This window comes from Endozoicomonas sp. PH6C (assembly GCF_059322965.1).
Genome location: NZ_CP185342.1, coordinates 3,142,214 through 3,159,025 on the forward strand (window position 1 = coordinate 3,142,214; position 16,812 = coordinate 3,159,025).

Below are 16,812 nucleotides of genomic sequence, written 5' to 3' on the forward strand. Positions count from 1 at the left end.
GATGATTCAGAGAAAATGGGTTGCAGTCATTTGCTTCAATCTCTTGGCTTCAGTGTGGTAGTACTGGCTGGTGGTATTGATCGAGTCATGACCTGCAAAAATGGCCAAATCTTCTATGTCCATCTGACGGGCAAGGTGTGTCAATGCAGTATGTCGCAGAGCGTGGAAAGGCATAGCCTTGAATCGACTTGCCCTGATAGCCATCCCGTTTGCTTGATAAGCGCAGAAGTCCATAAAGCTCTGCCACCAGAAACGTAATCCTCTGGAGGAAAGTCCGCCCATTTTGCCCTGAATTTTGCGTGTTCTGGGAGCTAATGGGAAGTCGTCCCCCAACAGGCCTTCATAGTGAAACCTTTGCCTGAACGCCTTGATCTCTTCAATAAGCTTGTTATTCAGTGGCAGCTGACGACGTTTTCGACCCTTCCCCAGAATACTGAGAAAATAGCCGCCTTCAATATCCGGGTGAATATCATTACAGCTATGTCCGGTCAGTTCAGACTCTCGAAGTCCGAGACTGTAGCCCAGCATAATGATGTAGCGTGTTCTTGCTAACTCTGATTCAGAGATGCGCTCACTATGCCTTTGTAGCTCAAGGCAGTTCAGTAAATGCTGCCATTCTTCTTCATGAAAAAAGCGGACAATAGAAGTGCCCCTGGCGAGCTTTTCGCCGGAACGAATCAATGAAACAGCCGGGTTGCCCGGTGTGTATCGATTTTTCTCCAGAAAAGAAAAGAAAGATGAGAGTACGTCTATGACCTGATCAGTGCTTTTTCCGGGCTTGATGGATGCCTTAAACAGTATTCTTTCTGGTTGTCCGGGGATAATACCTTTCTTTAGCCAGCGATCTGGCAGATTTTGTACATGATGAAGATACATCTGAAGATGCTTCAGCCGAACCTCTTTATAAGTTGCCCCCATATCCTGATACAACCAGGCGCTGAAACGCAGGATTTCTCTTTCATAGCGTCTGAGCGTCTCGCTGGAGCGGGCTGCAGATTTGTTCAGAAACAAAGTAAGAATCTCACTGTCATTGACAGCGCCGGTCATATCAGTATTGAACGACGATAAGTCGGACTGATGGTTTGGATGGTTGCCCCCGGGAAGTAGCAGAAGTTTTGAGAGCGCTGGTAAACTCATGGCCTGCTCTCTTTGCTTTGTTCAATAGACAGCTTTAGAGCATCGTTATAGCCTTTAAGTCGTTCAACTTCGCGCTCCAGTGCTTTTGTTGAATCAAGTTCTTCCTGTAGCTCCCGGTTCTTTTGCTCAAGGTCAGCTTGATGCCTTCTGGACTCTTTGATGACATCCTCGTTATGTCGGGCCTTTTGTTCTGTATCCATAAGCTGTCGCACTGCGCTGGTAATCGCTTCAACAGGCAGGTTCATAAGTAGTACCAGCTCTTTAATAGCCTGAAGTTGCGGATCTGATTCTTTAACAATGGCTTTGTAATGATTCCTCTCTTCGCAAGCTTCCAAATGGGCTTTAGACTTGGCTTCCAATCGATATTGAATTTCATTGTGCGCCCTCTCGGCAGCCAATCCGGATTCTTTCTGTTTCTCCAGCTTGGATTCAATATCTGTTCTTAGCCGACGTTCACTGTCTACGGTTTTGATCCAGTGGTTGATTTGTGCCTGGTACTGACTGTCGAGCTTAGTCTCTAGAGAGGAGAGGGCATTGGTATGTTCTTTTTTATTGCAAGCCAGAGTTTCTTCATGCTTGTTATTTTTTTCGATCTCTGCGTTTAGCTGTTCCTTCAATTGAATGATGCTTTTCTCATGCTCTGATTGTTGCTGAATCAGCTTCTTTCCATTTTCTTGTAGCACCTCATTTTCAGCCGTTAGTTGCTCCAGTTGGTGTTTCAGGGCCAGTCGTTCTTCAGAGAACTGCTGTACTACCTGTTGCAGCTCGTCAATTTCCTGATTGGCTTGATCTTCAAAGTCACGCTGCAAGGCGGTTGCATCATGTTTCCATTGGATGAGAGAGCGTTTCAGAACACGCACAAGATCAGCAGGTAGCTCTTCGTTTGTCTCTTTCTGGGCGTCATCCAGAAAGCGCCACTCATTGTAATAGGGCAAAACCGTTTGTTTCCCCATTTTGGCAATGCGGGCCAGTTTATCGGCATTAATTCGTTCTCCTCTGGTCTTGAGATCGTCGAGGACTCTGAAAACCAGCTCTCTGCGCTGAATTTCCTTCTGGTTCTCGCTATTGGCTTTGTTATCCATGATTTTTTACCCGGGAACATACTATCAATACCAGTATTATAATACTGGTATTGATAGTATTAAAGTTCTTTATCTACTACCGGTAAATGAACTTACCGGTAGCAAGTAATAGTTTTTGCGAAAATTCTAAAGATCTGCTTTAAATCTGAATGCGTACAAAACTATTTTGATGAATGACATACGATGAGGACTGAAAATGGATAGAAGAAAGTTTATGCAGCTTGGGTTGGCTTGCACCTTAATCCCACTGGTTGCCATGGATACTGTTGCGGAACCAGCAGCCGCTGGTGAAGTTCAGGAAGACGATCCACAGGCAAAAGCTCTCAACTACGTGAAGGAGGCTTCTGAGGCCAAGGGCAATCCAAAATATAAGGAAGGGGATATCTGCAAAAACTGTATGTTCTTTGAGGCTAGTAAGAATAATGGCTGTACACTTTTTGCTGGTCGCAGAGTAGAGGAGGGTGGTTGGTGCACAGCCTGGGTAGCAAAACCGAAATAATTTACCCTTTCAACGATTCGTTGTTCGGGGCTATCTGAAGAGTGACTTTATAGCAGGTAGAACGATGCGTCCGGTACAACCATCAGAGTCGGGCGCAATATAAACCGCAGTAAGGGCTCAAGCTGGAAAGTCGTACTTGCTAATATACCCGCTAGCAGCATTCCTGAGCCCAAAGGGAGGGTCACTTAATATAGCGAGCTTTGGATTTTACTTTTTCGACCAGCTTTTTACCTTTGGGAGTTAAGGTTAGTTTGAAATAACGACCGTCGTCCTCATGTTGAGCCTTTTTGATCAGACCCAGACCAGGGCGGTCATGGCGGCCTTCGCCCAGACGCTTCACACTGACAGCAATATCGCTGGGTGTGCCACAGGTCAGTTTTTCAGCATTCACCAGGTCAGTTATGGTTTCGCCAGGATTCTCAGCCACTACCAGCAGGATCTGCCATTGGATAATGGTAAGTGGGTATTCCTGAAGCAGGTGGGTAAGTTTAATCAGACCTTTTAATGTCATTATTAATCTACCTTTAGGTTAGGTTATGGGCGCGCTGTGAACTTAAGGCGTCGTATACTTCTTATTTTTCGGCCTCTAAAGCGTACTGCACAACGGGTGCAACAACAGAGGTACCAGAACAAATATTAGACAGTTTTATACTGATCTGGCAAATTTTAAGAGTCAGGTCGTCTATTTTAATGCGAAGGTAGCATAGCTGTTACGCTTTGAAACAAGTAAGGCTACTATTAATCCATGATCAAAAAATGCCTTTTTCCAGCTGCTGGTTACGGGACACGCTTTCTGCCTGCGACCAAATCCATGCCCAAGGAAATGATGCCTATCGTAAACAAACCCCTTATTGAGTTCGGCGTTGATGAAGCCCTGCAAGGTGATTTGCGTGAGATTTGCATCGTTACAGGACGTGGTAAACGGGCTTTGGACGACCACTTTGATATAAATTATGAACTGGAACATCAGATCCAGGGAACAGTCAGGGAACAAACCCTTTCGGGTATTCGGGGTTTGATGGACGAATGTACATTCTCCTATACACGTCAGCGTGAAATGAAAGGACTGGGTCATGCCATTCTGACCGGAGAAACTTTGATTGGAGATGAGCCGTTCGCTGTCGTCTTAGCCGACGACCTCTGTATCAACCTTGATGGAAAAGGTGTTCTGTCCCAGATGGTTAACCTGTACAAACAGTTCCGTTGCAGTATTGTCGCCATCGAGGAAGTGCCTGCCGAGGGTGCCTTTTTTATATCATAGATTGCGCATAATATATATTATGTTAAATATATAATAAGGCTTTCAACTTACGCTGGCTTATGGAGCTTTCCTCCTTCCTTTGCATCAAGGTTCATACTCTATAAATTTCGAGTCATGTAGCCGCAATGTGAACCTATAGCAAATTTACCTGCACGTAAGATACTTTTTCCTTGGAACTATTCAAGATTCAATTTGTTTTACGGAACTTTTTTTTTATTCACTGGTCAACAAGCGTAAGTACCTGTAGAGGGTAACTTTCCTTCATCATGGATAAAGCCAAGAGAATAAAACGATGGACAGATTAACTAACACCTCATGTAATCCGGGACCAAGCCAGTCTGGTTATAGTGCTAAAAACGATGGTAATGAGAATTATGGCAATGCTTCTTGCAAAACCGTAAGGCCTGTCAGCGGTGAGCCATCTGGAATCAATCAAGCAGATTTCACACCTGACCCTGCAACAAGACAGAAAGAGATCGAAATTTCCTCCAGAGCAGTTGCTTTCGATGTAAATGCTTCTAAAGCGGCTGAACGCAAACCAAAACTGGATTTTACTGATGTCAGTAGTATTGGTCTTATTTACTGGCAAGAAATCTCTAAGGCGGAAGCTCATCCCGGCAAGAAGTTTGAGGTTAGCAATAGACCGGGCGAATGCCGAGATATTTGTGATATTTCAGAAGACTCAATAGTTGGATTAATCCAATATCATAAGTTTATGGTTGAACGTAAAGCTCTTTTAGCTGGGGACATAGTAACATATGCTCCATTATTGCCGTCCGAGTTTGATGAGATTCGCTGTTTTCTGGAGGACAACTTAAATCTGGATCCAAAAGACAATGTTATCATTGATGCGGGCTCAGGGCCTTTTTGTTATCACAGTGCGCTATTTGCCATGGCAGGCTTTACTGTGAGACCTTACGACTATTCACCTGCCAGAAGTTTCTACGATAAAGAAGATCATGGCTTAGCAGAGAAAGCTCTTTCTCCTTTTCTGAAGGTAAATGATAAGGATTTGACGGGCGATGATATTACTCCCTTATTTTTTGATAAGAACTCAGTATTATTTATGAGTTTCCCTGACTTGCCGGGGCATCCTATTAGCTTTCCTATGGTAAAAAAATACACTGAATCGGAAGCATTAAATAAAGTGGTTGTTCTCATTATTGTCGAAGATGACGACCAACAGGATCATTTTTTTTCTGTGTCAAAAGAGACAATAGAGTTTCTCAGAGAAAACTATGAATTGCGTGATAAAACTCTTATGCGAGGGACTTTGTTAAGCTGTACGCAGGTGCAAATCTACGTCAGGAAAGGAGTCAATCGAGCAGATTTCACAACAGATCCCGTAACAAGTAAAAACAAGACTACCGCTAAAGATAGAATGCGTGAAGCTTTCATAGAACTAGAAAAACAAAATTTCAGACATGCGGAAGGATTATTCCGAGACATTTTGAACGAAGGCCCGTTCACGCTGAGTGTTAGTGAATGCCAAAATATTATCATAGGGCTTGCCAGCTCGCTGAAAGAACAGACCTATGAAAAAAAGACGCAAGCATGCTCTATGCTGGAAGCGCTAAGGTCGAGAAACCCGCTTAATGAATTTGGAGCTTCGACTATTCCCAACCTTGACCTGACCCTGAGTCTTTGTGAACAGGCAGCTGGACGTTGCCGTGTTGCTGAAGCACGGCTGCTGGCTCTGAGAAATAAAGGGCAAGATGCCGACGAGGCAGCACAATGTGAGCCATCTGGCAATTTTGACTTTGACCAGGCTCAGGTAAAAGTTTGGGAGTTGATGCGTAAACATGAATTGGCCGAAAAACTGCAGCTTAACCTGACTGGCAAGCCTCCGGGTGACAGTGAGAGTAGCCCGAGCCAGCCCACTGATAACGATCCGGCCTGAATAAAGATTGGAGAAAATTTAAATGGATATTTCATCGACGCTAAATCGAAGTACAACCGATCAGAATGAAAGGTTCTGGTTAGTGGGTCTGAGTGACTCGGAGGAGGATTCTGCAACAATAACCAGTACTTTTCACTCACGAAATACCTCTACAACAGAGCCACTTGAAATACAGAGTTTGAAGATTCGGGGATTTTCACAACGAGAAATCAGTGCAGCAGAGAAAACACTTCAAGAGAGAAACATTACCCCCACCTATGAAGCTATATCCCACTTTTTGGATTCGGGCTCGCGCACTGGTCGTTTTCCTCTTTTTGACCAGCTCAGTGAAGCTATTAAACGGACACCAGGCGTTCAGGGTAAAGCCCGGCTGGCCGAGGCACTGACAAAATTTGCAGAGTCAGTCAATAATGATGTAGCCGAGAAACTTGACAAACACTATGCCACCTTGTGGCCCAATAGTGAGGAAATTGTAACCATTGTCGACGGTTGGCCTCCTGAACTCAAAGAGCAAGCTCGATATATTAAAAGAAACTGGCCAGAACTGGTGTTAAAAGGTGACGTGAAGTTTAACTTCGATTCTACGTCGGAGGTTTGCTCCGACCACTATCGAAGCTATAGGGGTGCACCATCACCGTTAGGATATCTGGCATTTTTCCGTCTGGTCAAAGACATCTGGTTCGGTGCTGTAAATACGAACAATGCATGCACTATGAACAGAGTCTGCCATCTGCTGATTTTCTTTACCAAGGAAATATCTGACAATACCTTCGCATACGAAGACGAAGGAGCCAGTCGAAAAGAACAATTCGAAAATGTCATTCAACGGGAGCTGAAAAAAGGCATCTCATCGACTTATGATATCGGCGCCTTTGCTTTTATGCTGGTAGCAAACCCATCGTTATGGACTGATCATAAACTTGAAACCTTTCAGTTGATGATTGGCAGGGCCTTTATTGACAAGACCGATAAACTGACTCCCCTGTATTCTCAGTGGCAGGATCCAGCCCAGCAAGATAAGGTTTGCAAAGCGGTCGAGGCCAAGGTCATCCGTAATATTGCCCTTACCTTACATTACCTTGATGGCATTTATAACTACCTGATGAACTATAGATCAGTGGTCAGTTGGAGAAGTAATGCACTCAGTGAAGAGATTGCTAATGGAGACTATTTCGACAGCACCACTAAACAGTTGGCGCGTCCCATTCAACTGGCTGAATGGAAAACGTTACCTCCTATTCCGCAAGTAAAAGAAATACTGTCTCAGTTTTATACTAATCCCAACAATCAGAAACTGTTTTTAGGAACAGAAGAATTCAAAGCATTCCAAAAAGAACAAAGGCGACTGAAAGCCAGACAAGGGTTCACTGAGGCCATTAAAACTACGACAAAGCAGATTAAAAAAGAGAAATCTAAACTCATTAAAAAGCAGTTCAAAGAGCAGGGATTTGCAGCAACAAAGGATAATCAGGGCAATATCAGCTACGGAGAGGAATATTATCGAGAGCGCAAACAATACATTAGTCACCTTAAGGAACAAAAACTGGCCGTTGAACAACATATTGGCATCCCTATTCCCTTTAAAGTAACGGCTTTGCAGTTGAGTCAGTTGCTTGGGGCATTTGATGAATTACCCATTGCTGAGCAACGGTACTGGAAAATGAGCCGCGCTTATGCTGAGAGCACTGCCATTCCAGAACTATTGGAAGACTTGACACTGACACAGGATTCAGAGCCTTCAGATCTGGCCGATGAGCACGAAAAACTGAGGGAACAACAAAGTAAATTTATTACTTGCCGCTGTTCAACGTGTACCGTTTGCGAAGCAACCCGTTATCTTTGTGAATGTCGGGATGGCTTGAACCGGAGACTTGTCATAAGAGAGAACAAACACAGAGATCACGTCCTGAAACAAAGAATTGCTAAAAGCGTTAAGGATTTTTATGCTAAAAATTTCTGTACAGAAGGCACTCCTGTGTTGGTCGAAGGTAAGCAAATAGCCATTCCCGCAGCACAGAGGCAAAACCCAAATTACAGAAAACGCACAAAGACCCCTGTTGATCCTGATAAAAGCACCCTCCCCCATCCAGCTAAAATGACTCATTTTGAGCACATGCTCACGGATGGAAGCCAGTGTGAGAAAAAACATCGCTCAGAATTCGTGATTGATAAGGACCAGCGCAAGTTTATAACCGAAGTATTTCGTAAAAAAGTAAACTCTCCCGCAAAAAAACAACGACGTCACCGACATTCAGCACTACCTGCCGGGCAACTGAAATATAATAAAGTGCTCCGACAACTTTATAAACACCATGCTGACAATCCGGCCTCCCGAATAAGCACTACTAAAATCCTTGACTGGTTTGATAAAAACCCGGAACAGGCAGCTGCTGCTGTTAGCTATTTGCAGAAAAAGCCACAAGAGATAAGATCGCTGTTTAAACCGGACACTCTGCAGTTTGCAACGCCTAAGTCTTTTAAGGCAATTCCATGTCAGGAGATCTATCACAATATTGAATCATTTAATAAACACCTTCATGACCTGGCAGCTGGAAAGGATAATAACTTCATTCCCCTGGATAAAAGGAAAATGAAGGGGTTATACCTCCATAAGACATTCTGCCTTGCCTGTCGGACTAATTTTGGTCAGAAGCGCGAATTGCAGGCTCATTTAAAAGAGACGCATCAGGCAAACATGGACAAAACCTTTGAACGTATTCGAGCCATGGGACATGAGGCGACAGAAGAGCCGACTTCCACTGCGGTGATTGACTCTGTTAAAAACAGGGAGCTTCAAACCATTGAGCAAATGCCTTTCGATCAACGATCTGAAGCAATTGCGGCTGTTTTCGAGCATGAAAGTGTATAGATATAGGGATGCGATTTATCCAAATTGCAGGCTTAGATGCCAGATAATGCTCAACAGCAAGCATTATGCCCTTTTGAGAGATCAGCGAACTGAACGAGCTCGCCATTTCCCGGAGATCATCAGCAGGCAGGGTGTCACCAGCAGTGTTAACAGAGTGGCAAAGGTTAGCCCCCCTGCTATTGAGGTCGCCAGCTGATTCCACATCTGGGTGGAGGGTGCTCCAATCTCGATGGAATGATCAAACATATTGATGTTCATCGACAATACCATGGGCATCAGGCCCAATACGGTCGTGATGGTTGTCAGCATAACGGGCCTGAGACGCTGAGCGCCAGTTCTGAGAATCGCTTCTCGTACACTGTGCCCTTCTCTTTTAAGACTATTGAAAGTATCGATCAAAACAATGTTGTTATTCACGACAATCCCCGCCAGGGCAATAATGCCGATGCCACACATAACGATGCCAAAGCTCTGACCGGTGAGCATCAGTCCCAGGAAGACGCCACCTGTGGCCAATATCACGGCTGACATAATTAATGCAGCCTGGTAGAAACTGTTGAACTGGGTGACCAGAATCATGGCCATGACAAACAGCGCGACGCTGAATGCTTGCATCAGGAATTGTCCGCTCTCTTTCTGGTCCTCTTCCTCGCCCTTAAAGTCAAAGCTGACACCATCGCCAAAATTGGCCGCTGCTAACGCTTGGGTCAATAACGGGATTTGTTGTGAAAGCAGCTCTCCATCAACCAGATCAGCTGAAAGAGTGATGCTTCGTTTACCGTCTATGCGCTTGATATTATCGAGCTTGCCAGTGACTTCTCGCTCTGTAAAGTTACTGATGGGCACCAGTCCGGAAGAAGTCATTAGACGAAGCTGGTCAATACTTTCCAGATGTCGTTCACTTTCAGGGTAACGGATGCGTATATCTACTTCATCCTCGGAATCATCAGGGCGATAGGACCCCACTGTTAATCCGGATGTCACCATTCTTACCATACTACCGGTTGTTGTAACGTCGGCTCCATATCGGGCAGCTTCGGCACGATCAATACTCAGACGCCACTCGTAACCGGGTGCTGGCCCTGAATCTTCAATATTGGTAAAAGAACCCAGATTCTCGAGCAGGTTTCTTGCTTTAGCTACTGCATTGTATAGAGTGTCAAGATTGTCGGCCCTGACAATCAGCTCCAGCGGCTTACTGCCGGGAGGACCATCCTTGACACGTTCAACGGCTATATCCAGCCCTGAGAATGCTGACAATCTTTGTTCAGCATCCCCGGCTATGGCCAGGGTTGTGTCACGGTACTGCCAGTCTTCAAGATTGATTCTTAAGGTCCCTACAACCTGATTATCTCCGGTTCTGGCATAGAGTGTCTCCATGCCAGGCAGATCCAGCAGGCGGGCTTCTATGTTTTCCATCAGGGCATCTTTTTCGTCAACGGAAAGGTTCCCTGAGTTCACTTTTACGGTAATGATAATGGCATCAGTATCTACATCAGGGAAGAATTCAACACCACGGGAAGTCTTGATAAAAAGAGTAAAAATCAGCGCTACCGTGATGCAGGTAAAAAGTAACACCTTGCCAGGGTTGTCTATCGCGCGGGCTAAAACTGAAACATATCGCCCGGTGAATCCGGTGGTCTGATCAAATTCGCCTGACTCAACAGCCTGCATGGATGCTTTTTCTCCAGCCCCCAGTGAGCGGGGTTTGCCAATCGTGGCACCCAGCGTTGGGATGAAAATCAGGGCCATGATCAGTGAAGAAGCCAGTGTTGCAATCAGAGTCAGGGGCAAGTACTTCATAAACTCCCCCATCATTCCCGGCCAGAACATCAGTGGAAAGAATGCTGCCAGTGTTGTGGCTGTGGAGGCGGTGATGGGCCAGGCCATTTTGCGAGAGGCTTCGAGATAGGCCTGTTGGCGATGAATCCCCTCCCCCATTCTCCTGTCTGCATATTCTGTGACAACAATAGCGCCATCAACCAGCATACCTACCGCCATAATCAGCGAGAAAAGCACGACCATATTAATGGTCAGACCCATAATCTCCAGGATCAGAATGCCCGACAGGAATGAACCGGGTATTGCGATGCCCACCAGAAAGGCACTGCGAGCCCCCAGGGCACCAATAATAATGATAACAACGAGAATCACTGCAGACAGGACGTTGTTCTGCAAGTCAGTCAGCATCCTTTTTATTTCTTCGGACTGATCACCCACGTAATCCACTTTCAACGTCTCGGGTCCGGCTGCAATACCATGATTGATGATAGTTTTTGCCACTTCAATGGCTTCGATAATGTTCTCACCGGGGCGCTTTTTTATTTCCAGGGCAATACTGTTTTCGCCGTTCAGGCGGGCATAGCCTCCGCCCTCTTTAAACGTACTCAGGACGGTAGCGATATCTGCAAAGGTCACTACCCGGTTCTCTTCTACTTTTACTGGTTGGGAAAGAATATCTGCCGGGGTTTTGTAAACGGCAGGGACTTTAACAGAGTAACTACCCTGACCGGTATCCATGCTGCCAGCAGCGACCAGCTGATTATTCTGAGAAACCAGGTTAATGACATCGGCAGGCACCAGACCATAACTTTCCAGCTTCATAGGGTCGATAATAACGTCTACGACTTCTTCCCTGTCACCGGCGATATCTACTTCCAGAATCGCCTTGCGGGCTTCCAACTCATCCTTCAGGGCTCGGGCAATCTTTACCATGGTTCTTTCAGGAAGATGGCCCGAGAGAATAGCAGTCATCACAGGGTTTACGCTGGCCATGGTAATTTGTTCAATGACGGGCTCATCGGTTCCATCTGGCAGCTTGCTTTTTGCCAGGTTCACCTTGTCGCGGACATCGGCAAGCGCTTTATCAAGCTCCATACCAGCCTCAAACTCAAGTGTGACAGAGGCATGAGATTGTGAAGCCGTTGCAGAGAGTTCCTTGACGCCTTCAAGTCCCTGGAGCTCTTTTTCCAGAGGCAGAATCAGTAATCTTTCTGAATCTTCCGGTGAAATGCCTTCGTAGCTGACGGAAACATATACGAAGGGAATAGGAATATCAGGCGAAGATTCTCTGGGAATCGTCAGGTAGGAGACCATCCCCGAAATAAGAATCAGAATAAACATCATCAGAACTGTACGACTGCGATCCAGCGACAGGCCAATCAGGCTGCTCATGGTGTATCCCCTGCAAGCTTGTCTCCTTTAGCCGCAAGAGCCTGCTCCAGTTCAACCATCACCCGGTCCCCTTCCCTGACAAAACCCTGTCCTCTGGTGATGAGTCTGGCACTGGCAGGAATACCGCCAAGCCAGATACCGCTGGCTTCAGATTTGACAATATCAACGGCAGTGAAGTGCACCTGATCCTGTTCATCCACCCATTTGATGCCGGGGTTACCGGTCTCATCCAGACTTAATAAGGCTGGTGAAGCCTTGATGGCTTCAACTTGTTCCAGTTGAAGTTCAGCCTCAACACTCAAACCGGCCGGTGTCTCCATAGCTGCATTAGGCAGACTGAGTTCTACCTTAAAGGTTCGGGTGCCCGATTCCGCCAGACGGGCAATGTTGCGAACTTTTGCAGAGACTGTTTCACCGGAAGCAAAACGAATATCCGCGCTATCACTCAGGGTAACTGCAGCAATATGTGACTGGGGAACATCAACAGCAACCACCAGAGGATCAAGATCGAGTATCTCGGCGACGGGTTTCCCTGTTTCAATATAATCACCCTGCTCAACAAACCGGTCATTCAGAATGCCGGTTACCGGAGCACGGATTCGGGTGTTATCGAAATCAATTTCAAGCGTTGCAAGCGCTGATCGCGCTTCGCTCAGGTCCACTTCCAGTCGTGGCAAATCATTCTCAGCAATCAGGTTTTTACTTTTCAGTGACAGTGCTGATTCATAGTCCAGCTCAGCTTTTCGGACTCTGGCTTTGGCAGTGGCAATCTGGGCCGGTAATGCCCCCTCTTTCAAAGTGACGATAGCTTCTCCACTTTTTATGAGCTGCCCTTTCTGACCAGTTGCGGCTATCACTCTGGCAGAGATTTCTGCACTGATCGTCACGATCCTGTCGGGCTGGGTTTCGCCAAACAAGCTAAGTGTACGGTGAATAGATTCAACAGGAAAAACTCTGGCTGAGACTCTGGCCAGCGGCAATTCAGCAAGAGGGGTGCTTTGCGCCAGAGATGAGGACTTACCGGTATCGGACATGGAAGTCACATCTGCGGTCAGCAGATAGATTCCTAAAAGCCCCGCCATTCCTCCGGCAAGGATCCAGGATCGATTAATGTCAGGCATAGAGTGTTCGCAATGTGTCGTGATGGTTCCAGAGATGTCGTACGACCTTGTACGATTCTTTAAAGGAAACTATATAAAAGCTGACCAGTAAGCAGCAAGCCAAGGCTAATATCTTTGCACATCTCTGACCTTTGGGTCTGGCGTTTCAGCTTATAACCAGGAGGCTTTTCGGCTATGATGCAGCTGATACTACCTAAGGAAGCCGTTTCAAGGTTATGAAAGTCATTACATTCAATGTCAATGGAATCCGTGTTCGTCTGCATCAACTCAAGGCTCTGATCGAAAAGCATCAGCCTGAAGTCATTGGACTGCAGGAGATCAAAGTCACTGATGAAGATTTCCCGGTCGAGGCCATTGAAGCCCTGGGTTATCATGTTGAGTATTTCGGACAAAAAACACACTATGGCGTTGCCTTGATGAGTCGTCGAAAGCCTGTCCGGGTCGAGAAAGGTTTCAAAACCGATGGCCCTGATGCCCAGAGGCGCCTTATCACCGGAGAATACCAGACCGACAGTGGCCAATCCTTTACCGTCATTAATGGTTATTTCCCTCAGGGCGAGAGCCGTGATCACCCTACCAAGTTTCCAGCCAAGCAGGCTTTTTATCAGGATCTGATGAGCACTCTGGATAAAGAGTATTCACCGGATCAACCTTTGCTGGTTATGGGCGACTTTAATATCTCCCACACGGATACTGACATTGGTATCGGCCCCGATAATGCAAAGCGCTGGCTAAGAACGGGAAAATGCAGTTTCCTGCCGGAAGAAAGAGAGTGGTTTGACCGACTTCTGGCCTGGGGGTTCACTGATTGCTTCCGTGCATGCGCTAAAAAGAACAGTGAAGAACTATACAGCTGGTTTGACTACCGCAGTCGTGGATTTGATCGTGAGCCCAAACGAGGTCTTCGAATAGATGGTGTTATCGCAACGGACTCTTTGATGACGCACTGCAAAGCAACCGGCATTGATTACGATATTCGTGGTTTGGAGAAGCCTTCAGATCATGCTCCTCTCTGGGTAGAATTTGACGTCTGACTATTATCTGACAAAAAATAGCCTCTTGCATCAAGAGGCTACAATATTTTCTTAATGTTCTTTAAAACTATTCAATAATCTCGACTGTGTCGCCAGATCGGATAACGCCTTCAGATTCATGGATCAGGTTTTGTCCAAAAATGACGCCCATCTCCGTTCTTCTGTAACCTGACAATGTCAATAGCGGATCTTTTCCTGTCTTAGTGCCTGTTGCCGGATCAACCGTTGTCATGACACATCGGCTGCAAGGCTTGGCCACACGGAAAACCACCTCACCTATTTTGATTCTTTGCCAATGATCTTCTGCATAAGCGCTGGTGCCCTGAACGACAATATTGGGTCTGAAACGGTCCATGGTGACCGGAGTATCAAGGCGGCTGTTAAGCTCATGCAATGAAGCTTCTGTGGTCAGAAGGAAAGGAAAACCATCAGCAAAACCTGTGCAATCTCCCTCATTGGCAAAACGAAGATCCACCTGACGATGCACCTGCTTTGAGAACTTAACCATTCTGCATGGCAAGCCAAGACATTCAGTGAGCCATTGGGATGCGGCATCACCCGCATCAAGCGCCTGCAGCTCATCTTTCCAAACCACAACACGCTTTTGAGAGACTGCAGACGCTTGCTCCGGGTCTTTAATGATGAGATCAGACATCCCCGGTGCAGACAGGGTCAGTCCACCTCCGTCTGGAGTAGCAGAAATCAATGCCATTTTTGGATAATGGCGCTGGGTCATAAATTTGCCATCGGGCTCGACGACCAACCAGCGTCGATCATTAATAAATCCCATAGGATCAATAACAGCCTGATCGACTGAAATCTTCTTGAGCGACTTCACCGGGTGAATGGCAAGATGGGACACAGTCAGGGAAGAATGAGTCATTAAAGTCTCACTATGAATTTAAAGATTCAGCGCATAGCCCGATTGCCATGCCCACCTTATTTTGGAGAGAATGTACCAGATTTTCACCTGTAACTTCGAGGTTTTATGAACCCTAATCTGGTGGACATCGGTGTGAACCTCACCGATAAGCAATTTTCAGAGGATCGGGACGAAGTCGTGGCGCGTGCCGTTGCAGCAGGCGTGAATACGATGATTCTTACCGGAACCTCTGTTGCTGAGTCTCAACAGGCATTGGAACTGGCCGAAAAGTATTCCGATTACTGCTATTCAACAGCCGGCATTCATCCTCACGATGCAAAAAACGCCACACAGTCCTGTTACAAAGCCCTGAAAGAGCTGTTTCAAGCATCGCCAGTGGTTGCTGCGGGTGAAATGGGTCTGGACTTTAATCGGGATTTTTCTCCCAGACCGATTCAGGAAACTGTTTTTCAGCAACAGTTACAGCTGGCCGTTGAAGCAGGTCTCCCGGCTTTCTGCCATGAGCGTGATGCAGCTGAGCGTTTTACAGCCATTGTCAGAGAGTTCAGAGATCACCTTGATGGGCTGGTTTTGCATTGTTTTACTGCCGACAAAAAAGCGCTCTATCAATACCTTGATCTGGATCTGCACATTGGCATAACCGGCTGGGTCTGTGATGAAAGGCGTGGTACGCACCTGCATCCATTATTGAAAGAGATTCCGGCAAATCGCCTGATGATAGAAACCGATGCCCCCTGGCTTCTGCCCAGAAGCATGGACAAAAAGCCAAAGAGCAGGAGGAATGAGCCTGCCTATTTGTCCTGGGTAGTGAAAACCATTGCTGAACAAACGGGCAAAAGCTTCGGGCAAGTGGCCAGAGAGACATCACAAACGGCCAGAAACTTCTTCAATTTGGATCCAGATGAACAATGACGTCGGCATTGGGAAGGAACGCCATAATGGCATCTTCCGCAGCCTGACCAATATCATGAGCTTCGTGCAAGCTCTGATCACCATCAAGGTCGATGTGCATCTGGATAAAGGGAACCCGACCAGAAATACGGGTTCTCATCTCATGGATGCCAAGAACCCCTTCAATAGCCAGCACAATGCGTTCAATGTCCTGAACCTGCTGCTCTGGCAATGAATGGTCCATAAGCTGCTGAACCGCATCCCACGCCATTTTGCCAACACTGACCAGCATATAAATCGAAATCAGGAGAGCAAATCCCGGATCAAGATAGAAATAACCCTGACTGGCACCATAGAGCGCAATAATAACAGAGGCATTGGTGAGCAGATCGACTCGATAATGTGCGGAATCTGCAGCAATGGCAGCAGATCCGGTTTTCTTCACAACATAGTTTTGTATAGACAGGAGTACGAGAGTCACTATAATCGAGAAAAGCATGACGGTCATGCCCACTGTTTCATTGTCAACGCTGCCTTCCTCTCCTAACAGCTGGTCAGTTGCGCTGAGAAACAAAATAATGGCCGAGCCAGAAATAAAAGCAGATTGAGCCAGAACAGCCAGATACTCAGCTTTGCCATGGCCAAATCGATGCTCTTTGTCGGCAGGTTCGAGGGAAATTTTGACTGCCACGAGTGTGATCACCGAGGCAACCACATCCATGACAGAATCCAGCAGTGTTGCCAGAACACTCAGAGAACCGGTCATAAACCAGGCGGCAATTTTAACGAATAAGAGGATGGCGGCAGTTGTGACTGAGGCCATTGAAGCGAGCTTCATTAACTTTTCATGGCTGTCAGAGATTTTTTTAAAGGCTGTAGACATACGATCCATCAATGTTGTGTAAACTGTTTCCCTAGTTTCAGAATACTGAATCTGTAATAAAAATCCTAGGAGCCTGAC

At 46.3% G+C, this 16,812-nt stretch carries 12 protein-coding genes and 1 pseudogene; 6 read left to right on the forward strand and 7 right to left on the reverse strand.

The features are described from left to right. Positions 1-6: 6 nt before the first annotated feature. Both ACOMG9_RS11765 and ACOMG9_RS11770 read right to left on the reverse strand, forming a co-directional pair. Complete coding sequence (locus tag ACOMG9_RS11765; protein WP_422133717.1) at positions 7-1,137, reverse strand: tyrosine-type recombinase/integrase; 1,131 nt, start codon at positions 1,135-1,137, stop codon at positions 7-9. After that, a complete protein-coding gene (locus ACOMG9_RS11770) occupies positions 1,134-2,219 on the reverse strand; it encodes a coiled-coil domain-containing protein (RefSeq protein WP_448217028.1) in 1,086 nt (361 codons plus the stop codon). Before ACOMG9_RS11770 ends, ACOMG9_RS11765 begins: the two co-directional genes overlap by 4 nt. Before the next feature lie 196 nt (positions 2,220-2,415). Between ACOMG9_RS11770 and ACOMG9_RS11775 the strand changes: the two genes are divergently transcribed. Beyond that, positions 2,416-2,718: a high-potential iron-sulfur protein gene (locus ACOMG9_RS11775; RefSeq protein WP_422133719.1), complete on the forward strand. Its 303-nt coding sequence runs from the start codon at positions 2,416-2,418 to the stop codon at positions 2,716-2,718. 181 nt (positions 2,719-2,899) lie between these two features. Here ACOMG9_RS11775 and ACOMG9_RS11780 read toward each other — a convergent pair whose 3' ends face one another. After that, positions 2,900-3,229: a MarR family winged helix-turn-helix transcriptional regulator gene (locus ACOMG9_RS11780; RefSeq protein ID WP_317141597.1), complete on the reverse strand. Its 330-nt coding sequence runs from the start codon at positions 3,227-3,229 to the stop codon at positions 2,900-2,902. Positions 3,230-3,463: 234 nt separating this feature from the next. Here ACOMG9_RS11780 and ACOMG9_RS11785 point away from each other — a divergent pair. The 3 genes and pseudogenes from ACOMG9_RS11785 to ACOMG9_RS11795 all read left to right on the forward strand — a co-directional run. Beyond that, positions 3,464-3,958, forward strand: a pseudogene (locus ACOMG9_RS11785) (sugar phosphate nucleotidyltransferase); the annotation flags it as partial. A 313-nt stretch (positions 3,959-4,271) separates the two neighbouring features. Next, a complete protein-coding gene (locus ACOMG9_RS11790; RefSeq protein WP_494530278.1) occupies positions 4,272-5,879 on the forward strand; it encodes a hypothetical protein in 1,608 nt (535 codons plus the stop codon). 22 nt (positions 5,880-5,901) lie between these two features. After that, the gene (locus ACOMG9_RS11795; protein ID WP_494530279.1) at positions 5,902-8,748 is read left to right on the forward strand and encodes a hypothetical protein; all 2,847 of its coding nucleotides are present in this window, start codon (positions 5,902-5,904) and stop codon (positions 8,746-8,748) included. An 81-nt stretch (positions 8,749-8,829) separates the two neighbouring features. On the opposite strand, the gene ACOMG9_RS11800 is transcribed toward ACOMG9_RS11795, so the two are convergent. Further along, complete coding sequence (locus tag ACOMG9_RS11800) at positions 8,830-11,922, reverse strand: efflux RND transporter permease subunit (RefSeq protein WP_494530280.1); 3,093 nt, start codon at positions 11,920-11,922, stop codon at positions 8,830-8,832. Then, complete coding sequence (locus tag ACOMG9_RS11805; protein WP_494530281.1) at positions 11,919-13,043, reverse strand: efflux RND transporter periplasmic adaptor subunit; 1,125 nt, start codon at positions 13,041-13,043, stop codon at positions 11,919-11,921. The genes ACOMG9_RS11800 and ACOMG9_RS11805 overlap by 4 nt, the downstream gene beginning before the upstream one ends. Positions 13,044-13,258: 215 nt before the next feature. Between ACOMG9_RS11805 and xthA the strand changes: the two genes are divergently transcribed. Further along, positions 13,259-14,077 (forward strand): exodeoxyribonuclease III, encoded by an 819-nt coding sequence (xthA, locus tag ACOMG9_RS11810; RefSeq protein ID WP_448217033.1) that lies wholly within the window; start codon positions 13,259-13,261, stop codon positions 14,075-14,077. A gap of 67 nt (positions 14,078-14,144) precedes the next feature. Here the strand turns inward: xthA and ACOMG9_RS11815 are convergent, their stop codons facing one another. Then, positions 14,145-14,960, reverse strand: a complete 816-nt coding sequence (locus ACOMG9_RS11815; protein WP_448217034.1) for an MOSC domain-containing protein — start codon at positions 14,958-14,960, stop codon at positions 14,145-14,147. 105 nt (positions 14,961-15,065) lie between these two features. Here ACOMG9_RS11815 and ACOMG9_RS11820 point away from each other — a divergent pair, with 105 nt between their 5' ends. Then, a complete protein-coding gene (locus ACOMG9_RS11820) occupies positions 15,066-15,872 on the forward strand; it encodes a TatD family hydrolase (RefSeq protein ID WP_448217035.1) in 807 nt (268 codons plus the stop codon). On the opposite strand, the gene ACOMG9_RS11825 is transcribed toward ACOMG9_RS11820, so the two are convergent. Next, a complete protein-coding gene (locus ACOMG9_RS11825) occupies positions 15,847-16,689 on the reverse strand; it encodes a cation diffusion facilitator family transporter (protein WP_494530282.1) in 843 nt (280 codons plus the stop codon). The genes ACOMG9_RS11820 and ACOMG9_RS11825 overlap by 26 nt on opposite strands. Positions 16,690-16,812 lie beyond the last annotated feature (123 nt).